The sequence below is a fragment of the Rhizobium leguminosarum genome, assembly GCF_001679785.1.
Classification (GTDB): domain Bacteria; phylum Pseudomonadota; class Alphaproteobacteria; order Rhizobiales; family Rhizobiaceae; genus Rhizobium; species Rhizobium leguminosarum_R.
Map to the genome: position 1 here is coordinate 142,634 of NZ_CP016293.1, position 26,635 is coordinate 169,268.

Here is a 26,635-nt window from a genome sequence, read left to right on the forward strand (position 1 = left end):
GATGCGTGGCGATGCGACGGATCTGGCGGCAGCGATCAGGTATGGCAAGCTGAGCGCTGCGGAGGCGATGCAGGCTTCTCTTGAGTCCGCTGCGCGGCAGCAACCGCTCGGCGCCATCGCCTATCTCGATGCTGCCATGGGCTTCGCTTCGGCCGACGATCGCGACAGCGAGCGCCGGAGCGCGCCCGATCGCTTTGCCGCCAGGCCCTTTGCCGGCGTGCCGACCTTGGCGAAGGATCTTGGTGGCCCCTTTGCCGGGCTGCCGGTCACGGCCGGTTCCCGTCTCTTCGCAAGAAAAGGCGGCGAAGCGGACTCCGATCTGGCTGCCCGTTTCCGCGACGCCGGCTTTTGCCTCTTCGGCCTGACGACGAGTCCGGAATTTGGCCTGTCGCTCGCCAGCGAACCGGCGATCGGGCCGATCTGTCGCAATCCACTCGATCCGGCACGAACCGCGGGCGGCTCCTCCGGCGGGGCGGCGGCAGCGGTCGCCGCCGGGATCGTCGCGATTGCGCATGCCACCGATGCCGGCGGTTCGATCCGTGTGCCCGCCGCCTGCTGTGGCCTTGTTGGAATGAAGCCGACACGCGGCGCCATCCCGGGCGGGCCATCTTTCGGCAACCACCTTGCCGGCATTGCGAGTGAACTCGCGGTCTGCCGTTCGGCGCGGGATACGGCGCGGATTTTCGACAGGCTGAGCGGCAAATCACGAGGACCTTTTCCCGACCCCTCCCTTGTCGATAGCGACAACGGCCGACTGCGGATCGGCCTGCTGGCCGATACCGGGTCGGACTACCCGACGGAGGGCGATCGGCTCGCAGCAGTGGAAGCTGCGGCCCGTGCGCTGGAGAGCGACGGACACGAAATCGTTCCACTGGCCTGGGCCGAATTCGAATGGAGCGTCGCTGCCAGTGGCCGCGCCTTCGCCGATATCGTCTCCGTCAACCTTGCAGCGCTCATCGAGGCTGCGGCGCTTGATGAAAGCAGGGCTGAGCCACTGACGCAGGCCTTTGCGGCGCGCGGACGGGCGCTTCCGGCGACATCGCTCTGGAACGCGCTGAACGAGGCCGTCCTGGTGAGCCGTAAGCTCTGGGTGCTATTCGACAGGGTCGATTGCATCCTGATGCCGATGCTGTCTTCCGCGCCTCTTGTGATCGGCTCCTTTCCGTCCGATCATGCCGATACGGATCTGCATCTCGAGCGGATGACGGCATTTGCGCCGCTTGCCTGCCTCGCCAATATTTCGGGTTTTCCTGCTTTGACACTGCCTTTCGGACAGGACGAACACGCCATGCCGCTGCCGGTGCAGATCATGGCGGCGATGGGTCACGAGCCGCGTCTGCTGTCGCTTGCCGCCCGCCTGGAGGCCGAGAGGCGGTGGCAGCATCGTTTTCCCGTTGCAGGACTGCCGTCATGACCGGGCCGGTGCTGGAGATTATCGGCGTCAGCAAGCGTTTCGGCGCCAATCTTGCCAATGACGATATTTCCATGACCCTTGCCAAGGGTGAGGTCGTCGCCCTGCTCGGCGAGAATGGTGCGGGCAAGACCACGCTGATGAGCGTCCTTTTCGGCCACTACATGCCGGATGCCGGCCGCATTCTGATCGAAGGCACGGAGGTACCGCAGGGCAAGCCTCGTGCAGCGATCCGCGCCGGCGTCGGCATGGTGCATCAGCATTTCTCGCTCGCGCCCAATCTGACCGTTCTCGAAAATGTCATGACCGGCACGGAAAAATTGTGGTCCTGGCGCTCCGGAACGTCGGCGGCGCGCAAGAAGCTGCTCACAATTTCCGAGCGCTTCGGCCTCAAGGTCGATCCGGATGCCCGCCTTGGCGACCTGTCGGTCGGCGAACAGCAGCGCGTCGAGATCCTCAAGGCGCTCTATAACGATGCCCGCATCCTGATCCTCGACGAGCCGACGGCGGTGCTGACCAATATCGAGGCCGAACGGCTGTTCACGACGCTGAGGGAAATGGCCCGCCAGGGCCTGTCGCTGATCTTCATCTCGCACAAGCTCGACGAGGTGATGGCAGCGGCCGACCGCATCGTGGTCTTACGCGGCGGCAAGATGGTCGCCGAACGCAAGGCGTCGGAAACCAGCAAGGCGGAACTCGCCGAACTGATGGTCGGACGCCGTGTGACGCGGCCCGTGCGCGAGCCGTCGACACCCGGCGCCGTTGCCCTCGAAGCGGCCGATGTGACGGTGCGCACAGGCGGCATCGATCGGCTGAAGTCGATCAGCTTCCGGCTGCAGCAGGGAGAGATCCTCGGCATCATCGGCGTTTCCGGCAATGGCCAGGCGGCACTGGCGCATCTTCTCTCCGGTCTGCTGGCGCGGAGTGCCGGCGACATTATGCTGTTCGGCGAAGCCGTCGGCAATCTTGGTGTTACCGATGTCGTCGACGCCGGCATCGGCCGCATTCCCGAGGACCGCAACGAGGAGGGCGTGATCGGCGAAATGGCGATCTGGGAAAACACCGTGCTGGAGCGCATCGCTTCGCCGGCCTTTTCGCGCCTCGGTCTCGTCAACCGCAAGGCGGGCATGGCCTTCGCCAGGGAGATCATCGACGGATTCGATGTCCGCGGAGGCGGGCCAGCGATCCGCACCCGGCTGCTCTCAGGCGGCAATATGCAGAAGCTCATTCTCGGCCGCAACCTGCATCGGCGGCCGCGCATCCTGATTGCCGCGCAGCCGGCGCGTGGCCTCGATGAAGGGGCCGTTGCGGCAGTGCACGCACGCCTGCTCGAAGCCCGCCGGCAGGGTACTGCCGTGCTGCTGATCTCGGAAGACCTCGACGAGGTGATCGCGCTTGCCGATCGCATACAGGCGATCGTCGGCGGGCGCCTGTCCCCTCCCGTCGAGGCCGAAAGCGCCGATGCCCGCAGGCTGGGGCTGATGATGGCCGGTGAATGGCAGGAAAACCCAGAGGCCGGCCATGCGATTTGAGCGCCGCGAGCACCGTCCGCTTTACCTGCTGATCGTCACCCCTGTGATCGCGGTCATCGCAGCGCTGGCGCTGGCCGGCATCCTGATATCAATCGCCGGCGCGCCGGTGCTCGATGCCTATTGGCGCATCCTGACCGGTGCTTTCGGCTCGCGGCTGTCGGCGACGGAGACGCTGACGCGGGCAACGCCGCTGATGCTGACGGGGCTTGCCGCCGCCGTCGCTTTCCGGGCGCGGCTCTGGAATATCGGCGCTGAGGGTCAGTTCTATCTCGGCGCCATCGCCGTTGCAGCGGCAAGCTCGAAACTGCTTGGCAATCTTCCCGCACCTATCCTCATTCCGCTGCTGCTGCTGGTCGGCGCCATTGCCGGCATGGTGCTGATCCTGATCCCGCTCTGGCTCAGGCTGCGCTTCTCCGTCGATGAAGTCGTCACCAGCCTGCTCTTGAATTTCATCGCCGTGCTCTTCGTCTCGATGCTGATCGACGGCGTTCTCAAGGATCCGCTGGCCTTCGGCTGGCCGCAGTCGCAATCCGTCAGCGATCACGCCATGCTGCCGAAGCTGATCGCCCGCTCGCGCCTGCATATCGGCTTTGCGATCGCGATCGCGCTGGCCGTCGTCGTCCATTTCGTCCAGTCCCGCACCGTGTTCGGCATGCAGTCGCGCGCTGCCGGCCTCAATCCCGGCGGGGCCGTCTTTGCTGGCGTCCCACTCGGCAGAACGCTGGTGAAGGTCGCCTGCCTCTCGGGCGGGCTTGCAGGGTTGGCGGGAGCGATCGAGGTCATGGGCGTCAAGGGTTATGTGACGACCGACCTGTCGCCGGGTTTCGGCTACGCCGGCATCGTTGTCGCCATGCTCGCCAACCTCAATCCACTCGGTGTCGTCTTCGCCGCCATTTTCACGGCCACCATGTTCGTGGGCGCGGACGGCATGAGCCGTGGCCTAGGCATCCCAACCTATATCGCCGATGTCACGGTGGCCCTGTCGCTGCTGACGATGCTGATTGCCTTGTTCTTCACCCAATACAGGATCCGGCGATGATGCAGCTCTTCGACATCATCGCTTCCGCCGGGCTCTGGGCGGCAATCCTGCGGATCGCCACGCCGCTGATTTTCGGCACGCTCGGCGCTTTGCTTTGCGAACGGGCCGGTGTGCTCAATCTCGGCATCGAAGGCATCATGACCTTCGGCGCAATGATCGGCTGGCTTTCCGTCTATCACGGCGCCGATCTCTGGACCGGCCTGCTGATTGCGGCGGTGGCCGGCGGCGTCTTCGGCCTGCTGCATGCGTCGCTGACGGTGACGCTCGGCCTGTCCCAGCATGTTTCCGGTCTCGGCGTCACGCTGTTTGCCTCCAGCTTCAGCTATTATGTCTTCCGGCTGATCGTGCCGCTTGCCAATACCCCACCCACCATCGTGCCGTTCCAGCCGATCGCCATTCCGGGTCTCTCGACATTGCCGTTCATCGGGCCAGCCTTTTTCACCCAGACGGCGCCGACCTATCTCGCGATCATGATCGCCCTGCTGATGGCCTACATCATCTTCCGCACGCCCGTCGGCCTTGCAATCCGCATGACCGGAGAGAATCCGCATGCGGCGGAAGCCCAGGGCGTCAATCCGATGAAGGTGCGTTATGGCGCGGTCATCATGGGAAGCGCGCTGATGGGAATGGGCGGCGCCTTCCTGACATTGTCGGCGTTCAACAGCTTTTTCCCGACCATGGTGCAGGGGCGCGGCTGGATCTGCATCGCGCTCGTCGTCTTCGCCTCCTGGCGGCCGGGCCGCGCGCTTTTCGGCGCCCTGCTCTTTGCCTTCTTTGATGCCTTCCAGCTTCGGCTGCAAACCGCGCTGAGCGGGCTCGTGCCCTATCAGCTCTTTCTGATGACGCCCTATATCCTTTCCATTGCCGCCCTTGCCGTCATGGCCCGTCGCGCCCGCGTTCCGCAGGCGCTGATGCAGCCCTATCGCCGCGGCGAACGCTGAAACCGCCCACACTCAATGAGGCTCCGATGTTCGATCTGATCGTCAGAAATGCAAATCTCCCTGATGGCCGAAAGGGGGTCGATATCGGCATCCAGGGCGGCAAGATCATCGCTGTCGAGCCCACTCTCCAGGCGCAGGCGGGGGAAGAAATCGACGCAACCGGCCGGCTCGTCAGTCCGCCCTTTGTCGATCCGCATTTTCACATGGACGCCACCCTGTCGCTCGGCCTGCCGCGCATGAACGTCTCCGGCACCCTGCTCGAAGGCATCGCGCTCTGGGGAGAGTTGCGCCCGATCGTGACGAAAGAGGAACTGGTCGATCGTGCGCTGCGCTATTGCGATCTGGCGGTCACCCAGGGGTTGCTCTTCATTCGCAGTCATGTCGACACCAGCGATCCCAGACTGGTGACCGTCGAGGCGATGATCGAGGTGCGCGAAAAGGTCGCGCCCTATATCGATCTGCAGCTGGTCGCCTTTCCCCAGGACGGTTATTACCGCTCGCCGGGCGCGATCGATGCGCTCAACCGCGCCCTCGACATGGGCGTCGATATCGTCGGCGGCATTCCGCATTTCGAGCGGACGATGGGCGAAGGGACGGCCTCGGTCGAGGCGCTCTGCCGCATCGCCGCCGATCGCGGCCTGCCGGTCGATATCCATTGCGACGAAACCGACGATCCGCTCTCGCGCCATATCGAGACGCTGGCCGCGGAAACCATCCGCTTCGGTCTGCAGGGGCGTGTCGCCGGCTCGCATCTGACCTCGATGCACTCGATGGATAATTATTATGTTTCCAAGCTCATCCCGCTGATGGCGGAGGCCGAGATCAACGTCATCCCCAATCCGCTGATCAACATCATGCTGCAAGGCCGGCACGACACCTATCCGAAACGCCGCGGCATGACTCGCGTGCGCGAATTGATGGATGCCGGGCTCAACGTTTCCTTCGGGCACGACTGCGTCATGGACCCGTGGTATTCGATGGGATCGGGCGACATGCTGGAGGTCGGTCATATGGCGATCCATGTCGCGCAGATGGCCGGCATCGACGACAAAAAGAGGATCTTCGACGCGCTGACCGTCAATTCGGCAAAGACGATGGGGCTTGAGGGCTACGGCCTGGAAAAGGGATGCAATGCCGATCTCGTCATCCTCCAGGCCAGCGACACGCTGGAAGCGCTGCGGCTGAAACCGAGCCGGCTGACGGTCATCCGCCGCGGCAAAGTCATCGGCCGCTCGGCGCCGCGCATCGGCGAGCTTTTCCTCGACGGACGCCCGGCACGGATCGACGGCGGGTTGGATTATACACCTCGGTATTGAGGTGCGGTGAAAGCAAAAGGGCCGCGAAGCCGCGACCTCCTCAATCCGCTTGGCCTGGAGCCTACTTCTTCGAGGCCTCGTAGAGCGCCTTTGTTTCCGCGTTCATCGGGTAGAGGCCGGGCAGCGGTACGCCCTCATCGATCCTGGTCATGATCCAGGCTTCCATGCGCTCCTGTTCCGGCGCTTCGGCCAGCACCACCTCGAGCAGATCGGCTGGGATCAGCACCGCGCCGTCCTGGTCGACGACGATAATGTCGTCAGGGAAAACAGCCACGCCGCCGCAGCCGATCGGCTGCTGCCAGGCGACGAAGGTGAGGCCGGCGACCGACGGCGGTGCTGCGACGCCACGGCACCAGACCGGCAGGTTGGTGTCAAGCACGCCGGCAAGGTCGCGTACGACGCCGTCGGTGACGAGGGCGGCAACGCCTCTCTTCTGCATGCGGGCGCAGAGGATATCGCCGAAGATGCCGGCATCGGTAACGCCCATCGCGTCGACGACGGCGACACAGCCTTCCGGCATCGCTTCGATCGCGGCGCGCGTTGAGATCGGCGAGGCCCAGGATGCCGGCGTCGCCAGATCTTCGCGAGCCGGAACGAAGCGCAGGGTGAAGGCCGGGCCGACGATGCGCGGCTGGCCGGGCTTCAGGGGAACGGCGCCGCGGATCCAGACGTTCCGCAGGCCCTTCTTCAGAAGAACGGTCGTCAGGGTCGCCGTCGAGACGGTCTTGAGAATTGCTATCGCTTCAGCGCTGAGGGCCATCGGTGTTCGGTTCCAATTCGGTTTCTGTCAGATGCTCTGGATCATGCCGCCATCGACGCGGATCACCGATCCGGTCAGATAGGAGGCAGGCTCGCTCGCCAGGAAGGTGACGACATTGCCATATTCTTCCGGCCGGCCATAGCGGCCGAGCGGAATGCTGCCGGTGCTCTCAGTGACGACGTCATCGATGGAGCGGTTTTCGCGTTTGGCCTTCTGCTCGTCGAGGAAGGTGATGCGGCCGGTGGCGATCCGGCCGGGCAGGACGATGTTGACCGTGATGCCGTCGCGCCCGACCTCGCGCGCCAGCGTTTTCGACCAGCCGACCAATGACAGACGCAGCGCGTTGGAGATGCCGAGATTGGGGATCGGCGCGACCACGCCCGACGAGGTCGAGGTTACGATGCGTCCCCATTTGCGCGCCCGCATCTGAGGCAGCACGCGATCGGTAATCGCGATGACAGAAAGCACCATGCTCTGGAAATACTGGTTCCAGATCGTCGGATCCTGACCGGAGACTGTGGTCGGTGGTGGGCCGCCGGTATTGTTGACAAGGATGTCGACCGGTCCGAACAGCCGTTCGATTGCAGCGACATGCGCATCGATTGAACCGAGATCGGAAAGATCCCATTGTAGTGCCAGCGCCTTGCCGCCTTCGGATTGGACCGCAGCCGCGGTCTTCTCAGCGGCGGCGAAATCGATATCCGCCGCGGCAATTCTGGCGCCTTCGCGCGCAAGCTTGGCGGCTATCGCGCTGCCCAGTCCGCCGCCGGCGCCAAGCACCAGGGCCGTCTTGTCCTTCAGGCCGAAATCCATTTCATCCATCTCCTTATAGGGTGGGGCCATCTTTCGGAGCAATGGATCGTAAATAAAATATGGCTTCTGCTTCGTTCAAGAGATAGAAAAACTATCGATGGACACACGTTTTCTCGAAACTTTCATTGTCGTTGCCGAGCGGCACTCGCTGGCGGAGGCGGCCCAGCGGCTGAACCTTACGCCTGCGGCTGTCGCCCAGCGCATCCGCGCATTGGAGGCCGAGCTCGGAGTGCGACTGCTGGTGCGCTCCGGCCGCGTGATGCGGCCGACGGAGGCGGGTTTTGCCATTCTCGAACGTTGCAGGGATCTGGTGCGCGATACACGCGACCTGAAGGCGATGGCCGGTACCGCGACGATTTCGGGCGAGATGCGGATCGGGGCGATCAATACGGCACTGACCGGTCTCGTTCCCGACATTCTCCACCGTCTCGCCCAGGACTATCCGCTGATCGAGATCTTCCTCAAGCCGGGCGCTTCGATGGACCTCTATGCCGAGGTTCTGAACGGCACGCTGGATGCGGCCTTCATCATCGAACCACGATTTCCGATGCAGAAGACGATGACCTTCAACAAGCTGCGCCAAGAACCCCTGGTGCTGATCGCTCCGCGGGACTGCGAGGGGGCAGATCCGCTCGAACTGCTGCAGACCCTGCCCTTCATCCGCTACGACCGCAACCAGTGGGGTGGTCATATTGCCGATGAATATTTGCGCGAGCTCGGCATCCGCCCGGTCGAGCGTTATGAGCTCGACGCGCTGGAGGCGATCGCGGTGATGGTAGACCGCGGTCTCGGGATCTCGATCGTGCCGGATTGGGCGCCGCCCTGGCCAGAGGGATTAGATATCGTCAAGCTGCCCCTGCCCCGCTCGTCCGCTATGCGCACCGTCGGCATCGTCGTGACGCGATCCTCGCCACGGGCAAATCTCGTCGCCGCGCTTCTGGAAACCAGCCGCGCGGCGATGGGGCTCTGATTAATTTCAGGCGATCTTCTGGCGGACCGGCAGTTTCCAGCCGGGCCGGACGAAATGGCAGGTATAGCCATTCGGAATCCGCTCCAGATAATCCTGGTGCTCGGGTTCTGCCTCCCAGAAATCGCTGACCGGCACGACTTCGGTGACGACCTTGCCGGGCCACAGGCCTGATGCATCGACATCGGCGATCGTATCCCTGGCGACGCGCTCCTGCTCAGGGGTGACGTAGAAGATTGCCGAGCGGTAGCTCAAGCCGACGTCGTTGCCCTGGCGGTTGCGCGTGCTCGGATCGTGGATCTGGAAGAAGAATTCGAGGATTTCCCGATAGCTGATCCTTGCGGGGTCGAAGATGATCTCGATCGCTTCGGCATGGGTTCCGTGGTTGCGGTAGGTGGCATTCGGCACATCGCCGCCGGTATAGCCGACGCGGGTCGAAATCACGCCCTTGTATCGGCGGATGAGGTCCTGCATGCCCCAGAAGCAACCACCAGCGAGGACTGCACGTTCTTCGGTCATTGGATATCTCCTTTTCCGCAAGAGATAGTATCTCCTGCCGCCGATTTCCATACGGCGCCATCAGCACAGCTGTGCAATTTCCCTGCCGAGACGCCCGATCCTGTCATGTCGATGTTACGCGCCGGCGCTAGCAAGGCCTTGGACAATCCTGCGGAGGCTGAGCCTCGACACCTGATGGAGACGGTTATGAATAGACGCGAATTTCTGATCACATCGTCGGCTGCAGCCGGTCTGCTGGCTTTTCCGCGTTTCGTATCGGCTGCGGCCGGCACGATCGATCTCTACAGCGGTTCGGATGCCAACATCGTCGACCTCTGGAACAACACCATCCGGCCGGCCTTCGAAAAGGCGCATCCGGGTGTCGCCCTGAAGGTGACCGACGCCGGCGACAATAATGGCTTGCGCGCCATCGCCGACCGTGCGCTCGCCGCGCTGAAGACGACGACCGATCCGCAGGCCGACCTTTTCGAGCAATTCGATCCGCGCCTGCCATCCGGCGGCATCGATGCCGGCCTCTGGGTGAAGTTCTCCGCCGAGAACATCGAGGGCTACGACCATATCAACCCGCTTGCCTTCGATACCCCCTACTCCCTTCCCTATCGTGGTTCGCAGGTGCTTCTCGCCTACGACACGACCAAGCTCGATCCGAAGGATGCGCCGAAGAGCTGGGATCAGCTCACCGCGTGGATCAAGGCCAATCCGGGCCAGTTCATCTACAACAGACCCGACAAGGGCGGTTCGGGCGGCAACTTCGTCCGCCGCGCGATCCATGAGGCGAACGGCCGCGATCCGAAGAAGTTCAAGGTCGACAATTTCACCGCCGACTTCGCCACCGAGGCGCTGACGCCGGCCTGGAAGATCCTCAACGACATCGCCCCGGCGCTCTACGACAAGGGCGCCTATACATCAGGCAACACCCAGTCGATCCAGCTGCTCGCCCAGGGCGTCGTCACCATGGTGCCGGTCTGGTCGGACCAGGTGCTGCAGGCGATCTCCCAGGGTGTGTTGCCTGATACGACCGGCCTCGTGCAGCTTGCCGATCTTGCCCTTTGCGGCGGTTTCTCCAGCATCACCGTGTTCTCGAACGGCGCCAACAAGGATGCGGCGTTGAAGCTGGCCGCATTCATGCTGACGAAGGAAATGCAGGAAGCGATCATCACCAATATCGGCGGCTTCCCTGCCGTCTCCTGGGATTACATCTCCGACGATCTCCGCAAGAAATATGCCGACGTCATTCCATCGACCATCCCGACCTTCCCGGGCGGCGATTGGGAAAAGGCGATCGCCGACGGCTGGTACCGCAACGTCGCGCCAAGCATCAGCCGCACCTGATGTCCACCGACACTGCGCCGGCGGTTCTGCGCCGTCCCCGGTCCATCAACAGGGGGAGTTCCATCGGGCTCCTCCTCGTTGCCCTGCCGGTCCTCCTGCTCGCATGGCTGATCGTCTTTCCGATCTTTTCGGCGGTCGTCGACACGATCTTCGTTCGAGGCCCTGACGGCGCGACGGAATTCTCGCTTGCCTCCTATCGCTTCTTCTTCACCGATGGCTACAGCCTCGGCAATTTGTGGCTGACGCTCTGGACCACCGCCGTCTGCGGCATTCTGCTTCTGGCGATCGGCCTTCCGATCGCGCTTTACCTCCGGTTCTCGCAAGGACGCCTTGCCGCCTATGTGCAGGCTCTTGCGATCTTCCCGATGTTCGTGCCGTCGATCATCCTTGCCTATGCGCTGATCAGGACGATCGGGCCGAACGGCACCGTCGACCTGTTGCTGAATGCCGTCAGCCTGCCGAAGCTGCGCACGCCCTATCTGACGCCGTGGGGACCGGTCATCGGCCTCGTCTGGGACAATCTTCCCCTGACGGTGCTGATGCTGACGGCGGGGCTTTCCTCCGTTTCGAACAGCGCTATCGAGGCCGCCCGCGATGTCGGCGCAGGCCCGCTCCGGGTGTTCATCTCGATCATCCTGCCGCGCATGGGCAATTCCCTGCTGGTCACCGCGTCCTTCGCCGTGCTCGGCATCTTCTCCGCCTTCACCCTGCCCTATGTGCTCGGCTCGGCATCGCCTGAAATGATGGGGCCGTTCATGCAGCGCACTTTCGCCGACATGAACGATCCGCTGAACGCCATGACCCAGGCCGTCATCACCTTCGGCTTCTGCCTGGTCTTCGGTATCTTCTATATCAGGTCGATCGCCCGCAACCGCGAGGCCCAGCCATGAGTGCCGGTAGATCGGGCTCGGATCTTCGCTTCGACTGGATCGGCATGCTCTTCGCCTGCCTCCTGACGCTGTTCATCGCGCTGCCGCTGATCGTCGTCGGAACCTGGGCCTTCACCGAAGTCTGGCGTTATCCATCGGTGATCCCGCAGCAATTCGGCCTGCGTTTCTGGGGCCAGACGCTGGCGCGTCCGGATGTCTGGGACGCGCTCTTTCTCAGCCTGCGGCTGACGACGACGGTGACCATTCTTTCCGCCGTCATCTGCCTTCCCGCAGCTTACGCCTTTGCCCGCATGCGCTTTCCCGGCAGGAACATCCTGTTCCTGTCGTTCCTCGCATCGCATGCCTTCCCGAAATTCGGCCTGCTCGTCGCCATTGCCGGCATCTTCCTGCAGCTCGGTCTGATCAGCACCTTCTGGGGCGTCGTGCTGATCCAGCTGGTCGGCACGCTGATGCTGATGATATGGATCCCGGTCGCAGCCTTCCAGAATGTCGACCGGCGCATGGAAGAGGCGGCGCGCGATGCGGGTGCCACGCCGCTGCGCGTCTTCTGGTCGATCACCCTGCCGCAGGCCGGACCCACGATCGCAGCCGCACTGCTTTTGACCTTCGTCGGGACCTTCTACGAGACCGAAGGCGCCTGGCTGATCGGCGCGCCTCAGGTTCGCACCATGCCGGTGCTCATGATCAGCTTCATTAACAATCAGATCGTCGTGCAATACGGCGCCGTACTGTCAGTCATGCTGTGGGTGCCGTCCTTCATCGCATTGATGTTCGCACGCCGCGTGATCGGCACCGGCGCATTCGCACGAGGCTTCGGCGCGTGAGGTTAATTCAGGGAAGGGTTTGAAAATGGCACATCTTTCGATCGAAGGCGTTTCGAAGCTGTTCGGGACCACCTTTGCCGTTCGCGACTTCTCGCTCGAAGTGGGAGACGGCGAACTCGTCTGCCTGCTCGGCCCTTCCGGTTCCGGCAAGTCGACGCTTCTCCGGATGATCGGCGGCTTCGAGCGCCCGAGCGGCGGAACCATCCGCATCGACGCGAAGGATGTGACGACGCTGCCGCCCGAGCGGCGCCCGACCGGCATGGTGTTCCAGAGCCATGCGCTCTGGACGCATATGGACGTCTTCAACAATATCGCCTTCGGCCTGAAGCTCCGCCGGCTGCCGAAAGCGGAAATCCGGCAACGCGTCGAGGATGCCTTGGCCCTGGTCGGCCTCGCCGATTACGGTCGCCGGATGACGACGCAACTCTCCGGCGGCCAGCAACAGCGTGTCGCCCTTGCCCGCTCGCTGGTGCTCGAGCCGAAGATCCTTTTGCTCGACGAGCCATTCGCCAGCCTCGACCAGCATCTGCGGGAAAGGTTGCGGGAGGAGGTGCGCGATATCCAGCAGCGCCTCGGCATCACCACGCTCTTCGTCACGCACGGTCAGGACGAGGCCTTGGCGCTTGCCGACCGCATCGTCGTCATGCGCGACGGACGCACCGAACAGATCGCGCCGCCAAGCACCATCTACCGGCAGCCGCAGACGGCCTTCGTCGCCGGCTTCATCGGCTCGATGAATTTTGTCCAGAGCGGCATCGGAAACGGTGTCTGCGAGCATCCGCTCTTTCCGCTGGCTGTTCCCATCGAGGACGGACCGGTGACGCTGGCCGCCCGCCCGGAAGCGCTGACGATCCATCCCTCGGGCCGGGTCGATGCCGCGACAGTCCATCGCACCGTCGATTTCGGCACCCACAAGATGGTCGATGTCGATCTTGCCGACGGCACCCGCCTGAAGGCGATGGTGGCGCCGGACGATCGGATCCGGGCCGGGATGAAGGTCGAGCCGAGCTTCGCCAGCTTTTTCGTCTTCCGCGACAACGAGCTCGTCCATCAGTCGATGCCGGCAAAGGGCGACGTTCAGATCGAAGAGCTGCTGCGAGTCTAAACGGTCGGAATGCGCCCGTTCACGCCTTGCCTTGGAAGCCTTCCAGCAGCCAGGGATGCAGCGCCTTGCTGGCGGCCAGGATATCGCCCCGCCCGTTGACTTCAGCTCCGGAAAAACGCGTGACGATGCCGCCCGCCTCTTCGACCATCAGCGCTGAGGCGCCGAAATCATGGATCGCGAGTCCGTCCTCGAAGAATCCGTCCAGCCGGCCGCAGGCGACATAGGCAATCGACAGTGCCGCCGAGCCGAGGCGGCGCACACCCGCCGTATTGGCCATCAGGCGTTTGATTGCCTCGAAATAGGTTTCTTCCGCAACCGCCTTGACCTGGCCGGGGATCGGCAGACCGGCGCCGACGAGTACGTTCTCGATATCGCCGACATCGGTGCAGCGGATGCGTTCGCCGTTCAGATAGGCGCCGCCGCCGATTTCGGCGCTGAAGAGTTCGTCCTGCATGGCGTCATAGACGACGCCCATGACGAGGCTGCCGCTTTCGACGATCGAGATCGTCATGCCGAAATGCGGAATGCCCCAGGCGTAATTGGTCGTGCCGTCGATCGGGTCGATGTAGATAACAGGCGTTTCCGGACCCGCGATGCGGTTGCCGACGGCTTCCTCGCCCTGGATGGCATAGTCCGGGAAGGCCTTCGTCATCTCGTCGACGATAATCCGCTCGACGGCGACATCGATTTCGGTCTGATAGTCGCGTGGCGCCTTGGCGAGCATTTCCTGGGATGTGCGCCGCCGCAGGGAGCCGCGGGCAGTTTCGCCCGCCTTCAATACCGCTTCGGCAAGCACGACGAGGCGGGACGAGGCGGTCGGGGAAAGACGCGCGGAAATCGGGGAGGATGTCATGAGAAAGTCCGGATGTTGCTGATATACGGAGTGAATCGCGAGGAGCCCATCCCTTCGCAGAGGCCGATGATGATTTTATGAAGCGCGTCCATGCCGAGCGGATTATCTCAGGATCGCTTCAAGCTCGGAAATGGTCGGAAATGCCTTTCTTGTTCCATGTCTTGAGACGGTGATGGCTGCGGCTGCAACTGCGTGTTCGATGGCTAGCCTGTCCAGCCGCTGCCCGCGCAGCGCGCAGGATGCCAGTGCTGCGGCCATGAACGTATCGCCTGCGCCCGTTGTATCCACAACATCACAGACCTGGGCGGGCACTTCGATGCTATCGTGACGGTACACGAGCGTCGCGCCGTCGCCGCCCAGCGTCAGGACGATTTCGCGCGGGCCCCGGCTCAGCAGATATTCGGCTGCATCCCTGCCTGTCGTTCCCGTCAGGGCCTGCGCCTCGCCCTTGTTGAGGAAGGCGATGTCGATCAACCCCCAGAGATCGGAGAAATAGGCGCGCACCGGCGAGGGATTGAAGGCGGTAACCATGCCGATCGCTCTTGCATGTTCGAGGACGTCGCGGGTCGTCTGGTCGGACAGATTGCCCTGCAGCATCATGAGATCGCCGCGAGCGGCTGTCGACAGGGTCTGCCTGACATCGGAAAGGGACAGGCTCTGCGCCGCTTCCGTCGTCGTGACGATGGCATTTTCGCCGCCCGGCAGCCGGAAGATGATCGAGACGTCGCTCGATGCATCTTCCATTTCGATCAGTTCGCTCCGAAGCGGCTCATCCGCGAGGTAATGACGTATCGTATCAGCCCTTGCATCCCTGCCGACGGGCGCCACCAGCGTTGTTGGAACGCCGCAGCGGGCCATGACGACCGCCTGATTCGTGCCCTTGCCGCCGAGATCGCTGCCCTCGGCATTGCCCAGGATGGAGGCGCCGATGACGGGAAGTTCGGGGACGGCGACGGTTTCGTCGATGGCGACGTTACCGATTATGTAGGCGCGCATGCATCCGCTTTCGCAAAGTGGGGCTTAAAGGTAAGGCGCATCGTGAAAATCGATCTCGAGCTGCATCGCCCGGTCGAAGATCGCGCTGAGCCGCGCTTTTTCATCCTCTTCCAGCGTTTCTCCTGCCACGTCGAGTTCATTCTTCAGCCATTGCGCCTGGGCGGCGAAATTCGGATCGACATGCATGTCGACCCATTCCTTCAAGAGGGGATCGCTGATCGGGCGGCTGGCTGCTTGCCTACACCAGGTCCAATACATCCACTCGGCCGCAAACATCGCCGCGACCGTATCGAGGAAGCCGCCCTGGCGGGCGATCTCCAACATGCCGGCGCGAAAGGTCTCGACCTCGGCGATGCCGGTATCGAAGGACGAGGGATCGATGCCGCGACTGGCGAAGGTGCGCTCGAAATAGGCGATCTGCTCGTTGGCGAGCGCATCGAGAACCGCGATCAGCCAGCGCTTCTGCGGCATCGTGTTGGCGGTCGCCGCCGCATAGGCAAAGATCGAGATGGCACTGTCGACGAAGGCGCCTTCATAGACGAGATAACGCTGGAAAGCCTCTTTGCTCAGCCTGTCGTTCTTGACGTCCTCGACGAAGCGATGGCTGAGCATCGCGCCGAGGACGGCGTCGTTCTCGCGCAGGATGCGGTCTGAAAGGCTTTCTGCCGCCATGCTCAACCCTCCAGCCCTGGTTCGGCGGCAGCCCGGAAGGCGCGCACCCGCTCGATATCGACCGGGTTCCACCAGACGCCGCCATGTTTCAGCGAGGAGGCGACGATCACGCCATTGGTGCGGCCCAGAATATCGACGATATTGTCCTTGTTGACGCCGGAGCCGACGAGCAGCGGCAGGTGCGTCGCCGCGCCGATCTCCTCGATTTCCTCCATCGTCGCCGAATTGCCGGTCCGCTGGCCGGTGGCGATGACGCCGTCGGCATCGAAGAAGGCGAGATCGCGCGTCAGCTCCTGGATCGAGCGGTCGGCGACGATGGCGTGGCTGCCATGCTTGACGTGGCTGTCGGCAAAGACCTTGATGTGCTCGGCTCTCAGCAGCGAGCGGTAGCGCATGGCTTCGGCGGCTCTGCCCTCCATGAAGCCTTCATTGGCGACATAGGCATTGGCCCATTGATTGACGCGGATGAATTTGGCGCCACCGGCCATGGCGATGGCGAAAGCCGGGATCGGCGCGTTGGCAAGGACGTTGACGCCGAGCGGAATGCCGGCGGCGCGCGCGATCCGGTCGGTGACGACAGACATGAAGCCCGTCGTCTCCGGGCCGATATCCTCGGGCTTGGAGAACGGCACGTCGCCGTGATTTTCGATGATCAGCCCATGCAGGCCGCCCTCCATGCAGGCTTCGGCGTCGCGCATGCACGCATCGTAGATCGCATCCATCGCAGCCCCCCGGTAGCGCGGCGCGCCCGGAAAGGCCGGGCAATGGATCATGCCGATCAGAACCTTATCCCTGCCGAAGATGTCTCTGATGGCGTTCGACGGCCTGTCCGAAATTTCCTGCATGTCATTCCCTTTCCAATTCCCGCCGCGTGCTGAAATCATGCCTGCTTTTCAGTGAGCCAGCCGAGGATGTTCTTCCAGAGCCGGCCGTAGCCTTCCCATTCGCAGAAAGCAGGCGACAGCCAGTGCGGGCCGATATCCGACGTCCAGGCCGCCGTCCGCCCAGTGCCATGCGTGCCGACGACGAGCAGCGGATGGCCGCCCTGATCCTGAGGCAGGCGTGCGACGACCTCGACATCGGCGCGGTCGCGCACTTCGACCTCGTTGACGCCGAGAAGCACCGGCCAGGCGCCCTCGAGACCCCGCATCGTCGGATGCTCCGGCTTCATCACCTCGGCAACGGTTCCCTCGGGAATTTCGACGCGGTCGTCATAAGGCAGGCACATGACGGGCAGCGTGTCTTCGACGGGGGTGCGCCGCCAGCGCGCCTTGCCGTCGATGCCCTGGAAGGAGAAGTATCCGCCGACCATCAGCAGGCCGCCGCCCTTCTCCACCCATGCCTTCAGAAGCTTCAGCCGGTTCGGCACCGTGCGCGAATGCAGCCACACATCCGGCGGCAGCAGCAGCGAATTGGCGCCGATATCGGAGAGAATGATGGCGTCGTACGCGTCGAGCCCCGCCATATCGAAGGGGAACTTCTCCACCGCCTCATGCGCCGGCATATAGGTGAGCTCGAAGGCGCTGCCGGCGAGTGCTTTCACCAGCGGTTCGGCGCCGAGATGGAAGGTGACGCTGCCGAACTGATCGAAGCCTTTGTAATGGGTAGCGGAGCTAACCCAGCTCTCGCCGACAAGGAGGATTTTCTTGGTCATGGTCTGCGTTTACCTGTGATCGATTGAATGGATGGGGCTAGGCTTCGGCATGAAAGACGCGGCGCGGATTGCTGCGCATCATCTCGTCGAGAACCGTCCTGTCGAGGCCGTGGCGCTGAAGACGGGGAAGGAAGTGGCGGAGGATATAGGCGTAGCCGTTGCCGCCGTAGTGCGTCAGCATCATCTTCAGAAACACGTCGTGCGAGAGAAGAATCCGGTCGAGATAACCGGCCTCGACGAGACGCACGATCGCGCGCGCCGCCTCCTCGTCGCTCGGGCACTGCACCTGCTGGTCGGCATAGAAGAAATCCATACCGATCATGTCGTATTCGATGAAGGCGCCGCGCTCCGCCAGCTCGCTCTGATAGGCGATGTCGTCATGCGACGGATTCATGTGGCAAAGCACGGTGTGGCGGAGATCCGCCCCCTCCTCCGCCACCACGTCAAGCACGCGGTGGCCGAGACGGAACCAGCCCGGCAGATGCACCATCAGCGGAAGTCCGGTCAGCACCTGCGCCCGGGCAGTGCCGCGCAGCGATTTTTCTTCCTCGGAGGTGAAATCCGAGGAGACGCCGATCTCGCCGATCAGGCCGATCCTGACGCCGGTGCCATCGACGCCTTCTCTTGCCTCGCGGACGATTTCCCGTGCGATGTCATCGACGCTCATTGCCGCGACGCCTTCCGGATGTGAGGAGCCGAGGTAATAACCCGCCCCCATCACGATGTTGAGACCGGATGCTTTCGAGATGCGTTGGAGCGCCAGGGGATCACGGCCGATGCCCTTGCAGGTCGGCTCCACCACCGTACGGCCGCCTTCTGCTGCGAAATCCTTGAGCTCGGCGATTGCCAGCTGTTCGTCGTCGAGCGTGATATTGTGCTTGTTGACGAAGGGATCCTGCCGGAGTTCGCCGAGGATCTCCATGCAGACGAAGCTTTCCGCCAGATATTGCCGTTCCGGCGTCTTCGGCGCGTGCCACCAGCAGCGGCAGTCGTTGAGGATATGCTCGTGCATCAGCGTCACGCCGAGCGCATCCGCCGAAATCGGACCGGTGACGGTCATCACCTTGCCGGATCGGACATGCGCTTCGGACAGGCTTTCTGCTGTCTGCTCGCTCATCGCTTCATCCTTTCCTGCCCAGCCGGAAATGGAAATTGGCCGTGAAGATGCGCGTGTTCAGCCAGATGGCGACGAGGATGATGGCGCCGGTGACGATCTGGGTGAAGAACGGCGATATGTGCATCAGGATCAGGCCGTTGCCGATGACGGCAATAGTCAGCGTGCCGAGTACGGTGCCGAGGATGGTGCCCCGTCCGCCCATCAGCGACGTTCCGCCGAGCACGACGGCAGCGATCACCTGCAGCTCGAAACCGACGGCGGCATTGGACGAGCCGGAACCGAGGCGAGCGGCGATCAGCAGCCCGGCGACCGCGCAGGCGACGCCGGAGATGATATAGACCGAGGCAATGATCCATTTGGCGGGCATGCCGACACGCCGCGCCGCCTCCGCATTGGAGCCGACCGCCACGACCTGCCGGCCATATTTGGTCGCGGTGATGACGACATAACCGAGAATGGCGATGATGACGGCGATGATCGCCGGGATCGGGAAGCTGAGGATTTCGCCCCGGCCGAGCGCGAAGAAGCCCGGTGCATCCTTGATAGGGATGGAATAGCCCTGGGTCAGATAGAGCGCCAGGCCGCGCAGGATCGACAGGCCGGCAAGCGTGACGATGAAGGCCGGAATACCCTGATAGGCGGTAAACCAGCCCTGGACCAAGCCCATAAAGGCGCCGAGCACGAGCATGCCGATGACCACCGACGGCCAGGGAACACCCATCGCCATAACGATCGCCGCGACCGCATTGACGAGGGCGACCTGCGAGCCGACCGACAGATCGATGCCGCCGGTGATGATGACGAAGGTCATGGCGATGGCGACAATCAGGATGGGAGCAGCCTGGCGCACGATGTTCAGGATATTGCCGAGCGTGAAGAAGGTTTCGCTGCCGATCGAGAAGAAGATCATGCAGGCCAGAAAGAAGATGGCGATCGACAGGACCTGTGCGTGTTCGCCGAAGAAATCGGCGACGCGCGAGCCATGACCGCGTTCGGTATAAGCCGTCATTGTCTGGCTCCTTCACCAACGATCAGCCTGACGAGATCTTCGAGGTTGGTGCTGCCGATCTGCCGTTCGGCCACCTTCGTGCCCTCGTACATCACCGCGATACGGTCACAGACCCGAAAGAGATCCTGCAGCCGGTGGGTGATGAGGATCACCGAAACCCCATTTGCCTTGACGCGGTTGATCAGGGCTAGAACCGCCTCGACCTCGGCGACGGCAAGTGCAGACGTCGGCTCGTCCATGATCAGCACCTTCGGCTTGAACGAGGCGGCGCGTGCAATGGCGATCGCCTGACGCTGCCCGCCGGAGAGCTGGGCGACTTTGCCGGTCAGCCTGGGTATTCGGATCTCAAGCGAATCCAGCATCTTGCGTGCTTCGGCCAACATCGTCCTGGTGTCGAGAAACGGTCCGCGGCTGAGTTCGCGGCCGAGGAAGAGATTGCCGACGACATCGATATGATCGCAGAGGCTGAGATCCTGGAAGACCATTTCGATGTTACGCCCACGCGCATCCGCGGGGCCGGAGAAGCGAACTTCTTCGCCTTCCATAGTGATGGTGCCGGCATCGGGAATGTAGGTTCCCGAGATGATCTTCGTCAGAGTCGATTTGCCGGCGGCGTTATCGCCGACAAGGCCCAGGCATTCGCCGGGGAAGATGTCGAGATCGACGCCGCGCAGGGCCTGGTGCGAGCCGAACGACTTGCGGATACCGCGCAGCGAGATGCGCGGGTCGGATCGGGTGCCGCCGGATGTTCCGGTTCCGGAGGATGCGACCCCTCCGGAACCGGCGGCAGCGATGTCACGCTGTCCGCTTTCGATCATTTGAAGACGGCCCGATACGGCTCGACATTCTCCTTGGTCACGATGGTGATCGGCACCGAGATCGTCTTGGTGACGGCCTCGCCGGCCGAGGCCTTGACGAGCGCGTCGACGGCGGCACCGCCCATTGCGGCCGGATCCTGCTGGACGACGGCGACGACGAAGCCGGCATCGATGCCGGCAATGGCTTCGGCGGTCAGATCCCAGCCGAACACCTTGATCTTATCCTGCTTGCCCTGGCTCTGGACGGCGGCGATCGCCCCCATCAGGGCCGGTTCGCCGGTGGCGTAGATCGCCGTCAGGTCAGGATTGGCGGTGATCAGGTTTTCAGCCGCCGCAAGGGCGTTGTCCTGGATGTTCTGCCCATCGACGACGCCGGCCATTTCAATGCCGTCGACGCCTTTCAGGGTCTTCTCGAAGCCCTCCTGGCGGATGTTCTGGATGAACGAGTTCAGCGCGCCGACAACGCCGAGCTTGGCCTTGCCACCCATGTTCGCCTTGACGTAGTCGAGGAAGTATTTGCCCATGTCGGCGCCGGCCGCGGCATTGTCCACGCCGATCTGCGCCTTCTGCGGACCATCAGGCAGGATGGCGTCGATGGCGACGACCGGAATGCCGGCATCGGCCGCCTGCTTGACGGCCGGCATGATGCCGTTAACGTCGATCGCCACGACGGCAAGGCCGGAGACCTTTTCCTGCACGTAGGTTTCGATCGCGCTGTTTTGCGCGGTCGTCTCGTTGTTGGCGTTGAAGATCACCAGCTTGACGCCGGCGGCATCGGCCGCCTTCTGGGCGCCCTCATTCATCTGATTGAAGAAAAGCGCCTGCTGGTTGATCTGCACCAGCGCGATGGTCTTCTTTTCCTGGGCCGCGGCGCCGGACAGGCCGATGAAGGTCAATGCCGTGAAGCCGGCGGCTGCGATCATCGTTCGTCTTGTCAAATTCAGTGTCATGTTCTCATCCTCTTTTGGTTTTTGACGTTGCTGATTATTATTTCGCAGGCGGCGCAACGGAGTTCCGCACCACGATTTCGACAGGCAAGAGTTCTTCCGAGGCGGATGGTTTCCACTCGTGCCAATTGGTTTCCAGAAGCAGTTCCAGCGACCGTCTTCCGATCTCACGCACCGGCTGACGGATGGCGGTGAGCGGTGGCGCAAAGAGATGAAGCGGACCGACATCGTCGAAGCCGATGACTGAGATGTCGCCTGGGATCGAGACGCCTCGGCTTCTGAAGACCTCGACCAGTCCGATGGCGATCTCGTCGGAGCTGGCAAAGATCGCCGTCGCTTTTCGGTCCCCGGAGAGATAGTCGAGCGCCGCCGCACGGCCGTATTCGATCGTATATTCGCCGGCATATCGATCGGCCCGGGCCTCGTCGCCATGCCGTTCCCTCAGCGCTTTCAACAGGCCGTCATAACGCCTGCGGGCGCTGATCATGCGTTCGTCGCCGCCGATGAAGAGGACATGGCGATGGCCTTGCTCGGCCAGATGCTGGCCGGCGAGATAACCACCCTGCTCATTGTCGCAGAACAGCTTCGGCGCCTTCGAATCGGGAATGTCCTCGTCGACGATGATGACCTTGCCGCTGCCGTTGATCAGCGCGGCAAGCGCGCCATCATCGGGGTGGTTGGTGACGAAGATCAGGCCGTCGACGTGATTGCGTTCGATCAGCTGCAGATATTCGATCTCGCGCCCCGGCCGGTTGAGCGTCGCGTGCAACGAGACCGCGAGCTTCTTTTCATCGGCCGCCTGCTCGACGGCGGCGACGAGAGTCGCGAAGAAAGGGTTGGCGATATCGGGCACGACGAGGCCGATCGTGTCCGAGCGCCCCCTGCTTAGCCGGCGCGCATGCGGGTTCGGCCGGTAGTTCAGGGTCTTGATCGCATCCTCGATGCGCTTCTTGGTCTGAAAGGGAAGATCGAGGCTTCCGTTGACGAAACGCGACACGGTGGTGACCGACACGTTGGCCGCGGCCGCAACATCCTTCAGGCTCGGTGTCGTTCCCTTGGCCATTGACTGAACCCATTGTAAAGCGGTTTACTAAACCGCTTTACAAGAAAATATCGATTGCTCGCCGTTGTCAACAGCAATGAATGTGCAGGGTCTGTTTTTGTTGCCAGCCGATCGAAGCTCGACCGGCAGGCGGTCAGCCGATCGTCGGGTCGAGCTTGTCGCGCAGCCAGTCGCCGGTGATGCTGATCGACAACGTCGTCAGCATGATGACGAAGGACGGCGCCAGCATGATCCAGGGCGCACGGGTCAGATATTCGCGCCCGTAACCGACCATGTTGCCGAGGCTGGTCATCGGCGGCTGAACGCCGAGGCCGAGGAAGGAAAGGCTGCTTTCCATTAGGATGATCTCAGGAAAGGTCAGCGTCATCGAGACGATCAGCGTCGAGGCGATGTTCGGCAGGATATGCTTGAGATAGACATGCGCCGGCTTGGCGCCGAGCTGTGTAACAGCGGCGGCATAGCCCTGGCCGCTGGCAGCGATGGCAAGGCCGCGCGCAATCCGTGCATAGCGTTCCCAACCGTAGAAGCCCATCAGGCAAATAAGCAGCGGCAGCGAACTGCCGAAGAAAGCAAGTACGGCAAGCGCCATGATCAGGAACGGCATGGCCGCCTGGAAATCGGCAAGCATGACGACGAGCTGCTCGACGACGCCACGGAAATAAGCGGCGAGAAAGCCGAGCGTCGTGCCCACGAAGGCCGAGATCAGCGTTGCGCCGAAGGCGATCAGCAGCGAGATGCGGATCGACACGATGAGGCGGGAGAGAACATCGCGGCCGAGTTCGTCGGTTCCGAGCCAATGCGCGGCATTGCCGGGCAGTGACAGGCGGTTCTTCAGGTCGAAGGCGGTGATATTGTAGGGCCGGATCCAGTCGGCCGTAAGCGCGATCAGGATCACGACGGCGATCCAGGCAAAACCGATCATCACGAAAACGGGCACGCCGCGCTTCTTCTTCTCGCGCACTTCGTGGATGACGGTTGCCGGTTGCGCAGAGATATTTGTCATGATTCCGCTCCCTAATGCCTTGCCTGGTTGCTGCGCAGACGCGGGTCGAGATAGCCGTAAAGGATGTCAACGACGAAATTCGAAAACACCATGGTTGCTGCCACCAGCAGCAGGATGCACTGGACGACGGCGAGATCGCGGTTGGAGACGGCGACGACGAGAAGCCGGCCGACGCCCGGCCAGGAGAACAGCGATTCCACCACGACGGCGCCGGCGATCAACGTGCCGACCATGAAGCCGGCGATCGTCACGATCGGGATCGCCGCATTCGGCAGCGCATGGCCCCAGACGACGTTTCGCCAAGCAGTGCCTTTGGCGCTAGCCGTACGGATATAGGGCTGGCCAAGCACCTCGATCATCGCGCTTCGGGCAAAGCGGGCAAGAATGCCGGCACCGCCGATACTCATGGTGATGATCGGCAAAATGGCATGCATCCAGCTGTCCTGGCCGCCCGACGGCAGCAGGCCGAGCGTGACGGAGAAGATCAGCACCAGCACGAGGCCGAGCACGAAGCTCGGCATGGTGAAGCCGACCACCGCGCTCGTCATGACGGCGCGATCGGTCGAACTGTCGCGATGGAGGGCGGCGTAGACGCCGGCCGGAATGCCGATCACCAGCTTAAGGATGAGGGCCGGGATCGTCAGCTCTAGCGTTGCTGGAATGCGGTCGAGCACGAGCTGGATGGCCGATTGGCCGTCGCGCATCGAAATGCCGAGATCACCGCGGGCGATCGCGCCGAAATAGCGCAGATACTGCACCCAGATCGGCTGATCGAGTCCCCAGGCGGCACGGAAGGCGCGGATCGCTTCCGGCGGCGCTTCCGGACCTATGATCGTCAGGGCCGGGTCGCCGGAAAGGCGCAGAACGACGAAGGCAAAAGTCACCACCAGCACGATGGTCATCAGCGCGCGGAACGCCCTTATCAGGAAGAAACGGATCATGGCTCAGCTCTCCATGAGCGTTGACGCGGATGCGGGCGTGACGAGGTGGCAAGCAGCTTTTCGACCCGCCTCGATGGTGACGAGTTCAGGCGTCTCGATGCGGCAGCGCTCGACCGCATGACCACAGCGGGGATGAAAGGCGCAGCCCGCAGGCCGGGCAGCGGGGTTCGGCGGTTCGCCCTGCAGGATGATACGGTCGCGCAGCGCCGTGCCGGGGACCGGAACGCTGGAGACCAGTGCCTGCGTATAGGGATGCAACGGGCTGCGGAAAAAATCCTCCGAAGCTGCTTCCTCGACGATCCGGCCGAGATACATCACCGCGACGCGATCGGCGATGTTGCGCACGACCTTCAGGTCATGGCTGATGAAGGCCATGGCGATGCCCCGCTTTTCCTGCAGGTCGCGCAACAGGTTGATCACCTGCGCCTGGATCGAGACGTCGAGAGCCGAGACCGGCTCGTCGCAGACCAGAAGCTCCGGATTGGTGGCGATGGCGCGTGCAATGACGACGCGCTGGCGCTGGCCGCCCGAAAGCTCGTGCGGATAACGCTCCGCCTGATCGCGGCGAAGGCCGACGGCGATGAGCAGTTCATCGACACGTTCGCGCCGCCCCTCCTCGCTTCCGACGGCATGGATGGCAAGCGGTTCGCCGATCTGAGCGCCGATCGAGATGCGCCGGTCAAGGGCTGCCAGCGGATCCTGGAAGACGAGCTGCATGCGCGCCCTCAGGCTACGCCAACGCGGCGTTCTCAGTGCCGGCATCGCCTCCCCGTCGAAGCGAACGCTGCCTTCGGTCGGAGCTTCGAGCCCGAGCAGCAGCCGGCCCATCGTTGATTTTCCTGAGCCGGATTCACCGACGATGCCGAGCGTCGTCTTCGGCGCGACCGACAGCGAAACGCCGTCGACCGCCCGGACATGGCTCGGCTTTCCGAAGACGCCGCGGCGCATCGTATAGGTCTTGACGAGGTCGTTCGCTTCGATCAGCTGAGGTTCGCTCATGCCCATGCCACTCCCTGCTGGACCTGCATGAGGTTCGGCTTCGATGCGGTGGCGCCGTCGCCGAGTGGATGGAAACAGGCGGTCGCACGGTCGTCGTCAAGTGCGACGAGCGGCGGCACCTTGTTATGACAGAGTTCCGAGGCATGGCCGCAACGCGGCGCAAAGGCGCAGCCGCCGGGCATCCGGCCGGGCTGCGGCACGGTGCCGGGGATCGGTACCAGCCGGTCGCGGCCGGCATCGATACGCGGAATGGCATCAAATAGCCCGCGCGTATAGGGATGGCGCGGCGACCGGAACAACGATTCCGTCGGGCATTTCTCGACGATGTTGCCGGCATACATGACGCAGACGCGTTCGCAGATCTGCGACACCGCGCCGAGATCATGACTGATGAAGACGATCGCCATGCCGGTTTCCTCGCGGATCGAAATCAGGAGATCGAGGATCTGCGCCTGGATCGTCGCGTCCAGCGCCGTCGTCGGCTCATCGGCGATCAGCAGATCAGGATTGCCGGCGAGCGCCATGGCGATCATCAACCGCTGGTTCTGGCCACCGGAAAATTCATGCGGAAAATTGTCGAAACGGCGCACGGCGTCGGGAATGCCGACCATTTCCATTAGGCGGACGGCCTCGTTGCGGGCGGCCCTGCCGGTCAGCCGGCGGTGCAGTTCGACGGCTTCGGCGATCTGTCGCCCGGCACGGATGACGGGGTTGAGCGAGCTTGACGGATCCTGGAAGATCATGGCGATGCGGCCGCCGCGAATGCTTTCGAGCTTCGTGCGCGACGCGCCGATCAGCTGATCGCTGCCGAGACGCACGCTGCCTGAGACGGAAGCCTTTCCAGGCAGGAGCCCGAGTGCCGCCAGCCAGGTGACCGACTTGCCGCAGCCGGATTCGCCGACGAGACCCACCGCCTCGCCCTTCTCGATCGCCAAATCGACGCCGTGCAGGACTTTGATACCGCTGAAAGCGACCTTCAAATTGGAAATTTCGACCAATGGCATTTCAGCCTCTCCTTCTTGCATTCCCGCTGGCCGCCAGATCCGAATGAGAGCATGATGTCGTTCGAAAACCGCTCACACTTTTCGGCATCATGCTCGTGCTTGTCGGGCTT

Annotated in this window: 27 protein-coding genes; 10 read left to right on the forward strand and 17 right to left on the reverse strand. The window is 63.0% G+C overall.

All coding sequences use genetic code 11. The features are described 5' to 3' along the window. Position 1 precedes the first annotated feature (1 nt). From BA011_RS40245 to BA011_RS40265, 5 genes are read left to right on the forward strand one after another with little or no spacing between them, the layout of a single operon-like run. Entirely contained in the window at positions 2-1,414 is a 1,413-nt protein-coding gene (locus tag BA011_RS40245) for an amidase (RefSeq protein ID WP_065284901.1), read from the forward strand. Further along, positions 1,411-2,943, forward strand: coding sequence for an ABC transporter ATP-binding protein (locus tag BA011_RS40250; protein ID WP_065284902.1), 1,533 nt, complete (start codon positions 1,411-1,413; stop codon positions 2,941-2,943). The genes BA011_RS40245 and BA011_RS40250 overlap by 4 nt, the downstream gene beginning before the upstream one ends. Beyond that, positions 2,933-3,982 (forward strand): ABC transporter permease, encoded by a 1,050-nt coding sequence (locus BA011_RS40255; protein ID WP_065284903.1) that lies wholly within the window; start codon positions 2,933-2,935, stop codon positions 3,980-3,982. The genes BA011_RS40250 and BA011_RS40255 overlap by 11 nt, the downstream gene beginning before the upstream one ends. Further along, a complete protein-coding gene (locus tag BA011_RS40260) occupies positions 3,979-4,923 on the forward strand; it encodes an ABC transporter permease (protein WP_065284904.1) in 945 nt (314 codons plus the stop codon). Before BA011_RS40255 ends, BA011_RS40260 begins: the two co-directional genes overlap by 4 nt. A 26-nt stretch (positions 4,924-4,949) precedes the next feature. After that, on the forward strand, positions 4,950-6,239 hold the full coding sequence (locus tag BA011_RS40265; protein WP_065284905.1) for an amidohydrolase family protein: 1,290 nt from the start codon (positions 4,950-4,952) through the stop codon (positions 6,237-6,239). Between the two features lie 61 nt (positions 6,240-6,300). On the opposite strand, the gene BA011_RS40270 is transcribed toward BA011_RS40265, so the two are convergent. After that, on the reverse strand, positions 6,301-6,999 hold the full coding sequence (locus BA011_RS40270; RefSeq protein WP_017957496.1) for a ribonuclease activity regulator RraA: 699 nt from the start codon (positions 6,997-6,999) through the stop codon (positions 6,301-6,303). Between the two features lie 27 nt (positions 7,000-7,026). Further along, a complete protein-coding gene (locus tag BA011_RS40275) occupies positions 7,027-7,812 on the reverse strand; it encodes an SDR family oxidoreductase (protein ID WP_065284906.1) in 786 nt (261 codons plus the stop codon). Between the two features lie 97 nt (positions 7,813-7,909). Here BA011_RS40275 and BA011_RS40280 point away from each other — a divergent pair, with 97 nt between their 5' ends. Then, positions 7,910-8,782, forward strand: coding sequence for a LysR family transcriptional regulator (locus BA011_RS40280; RefSeq protein WP_065284907.1), 873 nt, complete (start codon positions 7,910-7,912; stop codon positions 8,780-8,782). Between the two features lie 6 nt (positions 8,783-8,788). Here the strand turns inward: BA011_RS40280 and msrA are convergent, their stop codons facing one another. Further along, positions 8,789-9,298, reverse strand: a complete 510-nt coding sequence (gene msrA / locus BA011_RS40285; protein WP_012760071.1) for a peptide-methionine (S)-S-oxide reductase MsrA — start codon at positions 9,296-9,298, stop codon at positions 8,789-8,791. Positions 9,299-9,484: 186 nt separating this feature from the next. Here msrA and BA011_RS40290 point away from each other — a divergent pair, with 186 nt between their 5' ends. The 4 genes from BA011_RS40290 to BA011_RS40305 are packed head-to-tail and all read left to right on the forward strand — an operon-like array spanning position 9,485 to position 13,449. Beyond that, positions 9,485-10,630: an extracellular solute-binding protein gene (locus BA011_RS40290; RefSeq protein ID WP_065284908.1), complete on the forward strand. Its 1,146-nt coding sequence runs from the start codon at positions 9,485-9,487 to the stop codon at positions 10,628-10,630. Beyond that, positions 10,630-11,520: an ABC transporter permease gene (locus tag BA011_RS40295; protein ID WP_065284909.1), complete on the forward strand. Its 891-nt coding sequence runs from the start codon at positions 10,630-10,632 to the stop codon at positions 11,518-11,520. Before BA011_RS40290 ends, BA011_RS40295 begins: the two co-directional genes overlap by 1 nt. Next, on the forward strand, positions 11,517-12,344 hold the full coding sequence (locus BA011_RS40300) for an ABC transporter permease (protein ID WP_065284910.1): 828 nt from the start codon (positions 11,517-11,519) through the stop codon (positions 12,342-12,344). The genes BA011_RS40295 and BA011_RS40300 overlap by 4 nt, the downstream gene beginning before the upstream one ends. A 25-nt stretch (positions 12,345-12,369) precedes the next feature. Then, positions 12,370-13,449: an ABC transporter ATP-binding protein gene (locus tag BA011_RS40305; protein WP_065284911.1), complete on the forward strand. Its 1,080-nt coding sequence runs from the start codon at positions 12,370-12,372 to the stop codon at positions 13,447-13,449. Between the two features lie 19 nt (positions 13,450-13,468). Here the strand turns inward: BA011_RS40305 and BA011_RS40310 are convergent, their stop codons facing one another. The 14 genes from BA011_RS40310 to BA011_RS40375 all read right to left on the reverse strand — a co-directional run bounded on the left by BA011_RS40310 (position 13,469) and on the right by BA011_RS40375 (position 26,525). Further along, the gene (locus BA011_RS40310; protein WP_065284912.1) at positions 13,469-14,302 is read right to left on the reverse strand and encodes an inositol monophosphatase family protein; all 834 of its coding nucleotides are present in this window, start codon (positions 14,300-14,302) and stop codon (positions 13,469-13,471) included. Between the two features lie 102 nt (positions 14,303-14,404). Beyond that, entirely contained in the window at positions 14,405-15,298 is an 894-nt protein-coding gene (locus BA011_RS40315) for a ribokinase (protein WP_065284913.1), read from the reverse strand. A gap of 24 nt (positions 15,299-15,322) precedes the next feature. Continuing rightward, entirely contained in the window at positions 15,323-15,970 is a 648-nt protein-coding gene (locus BA011_RS40320; RefSeq protein WP_065284914.1) for a TenA family protein, read from the reverse strand. Between the two features lie 2 nt (positions 15,971-15,972). After that, a complete protein-coding gene (locus BA011_RS40325; protein WP_065285009.1) occupies positions 15,973-16,815 on the reverse strand; it encodes a BtpA/SgcQ family protein in 843 nt (280 codons plus the stop codon). Positions 16,816-16,850: 35 nt separating this feature from the next. Next, positions 16,851-17,624, reverse strand: coding sequence for a glutamine amidotransferase (locus BA011_RS40330; RefSeq protein ID WP_065284915.1), 774 nt, complete (start codon positions 17,622-17,624; stop codon positions 16,851-16,853). A gap of 37 nt (positions 17,625-17,661) precedes the next feature. Continuing rightward, positions 17,662-18,741 (reverse strand): phosphotriesterase family protein, encoded by a 1,080-nt coding sequence (locus BA011_RS40335; protein ID WP_065284916.1) that lies wholly within the window; start codon positions 18,739-18,741, stop codon positions 17,662-17,664. A gap of 4 nt (positions 18,742-18,745) precedes the next feature. Then, positions 18,746-19,750 (reverse strand): ABC transporter permease, encoded by a 1,005-nt coding sequence (locus tag BA011_RS40340; RefSeq protein WP_065284917.1) that lies wholly within the window; start codon positions 19,748-19,750, stop codon positions 18,746-18,748. Beyond that, positions 19,747-20,568: an ATP-binding cassette domain-containing protein gene (locus BA011_RS40345; protein ID WP_065284918.1), complete on the reverse strand. Its 822-nt coding sequence runs from the start codon at positions 20,566-20,568 to the stop codon at positions 19,747-19,749. Before BA011_RS40345 ends, BA011_RS40340 begins: the two co-directional genes overlap by 4 nt. Continuing rightward, positions 20,565-21,518 carry a substrate-binding domain-containing protein gene (locus tag BA011_RS40350; RefSeq protein WP_065284919.1) on the reverse strand — a complete coding sequence of 318 codons (954 nt, stop codon included), beginning with the start codon at positions 21,516-21,518 and terminating at the stop codon, positions 20,565-20,567. The genes BA011_RS40345 and BA011_RS40350 overlap by 4 nt, the downstream gene beginning before the upstream one ends. Positions 21,519-21,555: 37 nt before the next feature. Beyond that, entirely contained in the window at positions 21,556-22,578 is a 1,023-nt protein-coding gene (locus tag BA011_RS40355) for a LacI family DNA-binding transcriptional regulator (protein WP_065284920.1), read from the reverse strand. A 133-nt stretch (positions 22,579-22,711) separates the two neighbouring features. After that, a complete protein-coding gene (locus BA011_RS40360) occupies positions 22,712-23,581 on the reverse strand; it encodes an ABC transporter permease (RefSeq protein ID WP_065284921.1) in 870 nt (289 codons plus the stop codon). Positions 23,582-23,592: 11 nt separating this feature from the next. Then, a complete protein-coding gene (locus BA011_RS40365) occupies positions 23,593-24,522 on the reverse strand; it encodes an ABC transporter permease (protein ID WP_065284922.1) in 930 nt (309 codons plus the stop codon). 3 nt (positions 24,523-24,525) lie between these two features. Beyond that, the gene (locus BA011_RS40370) at positions 24,526-25,527 is read right to left on the reverse strand and encodes an ABC transporter ATP-binding protein (RefSeq protein ID WP_065284923.1); all 1,002 of its coding nucleotides are present in this window, start codon (positions 25,525-25,527) and stop codon (positions 24,526-24,528) included. Then, complete coding sequence (locus BA011_RS40375) at positions 25,518-26,525, reverse strand: ABC transporter ATP-binding protein (RefSeq protein WP_065284924.1); 1,008 nt, start codon at positions 26,523-26,525, stop codon at positions 25,518-25,520. Before BA011_RS40375 ends, BA011_RS40370 begins: the two co-directional genes overlap by 10 nt. Positions 26,526-26,635: the final 110 nt, after the last annotated feature.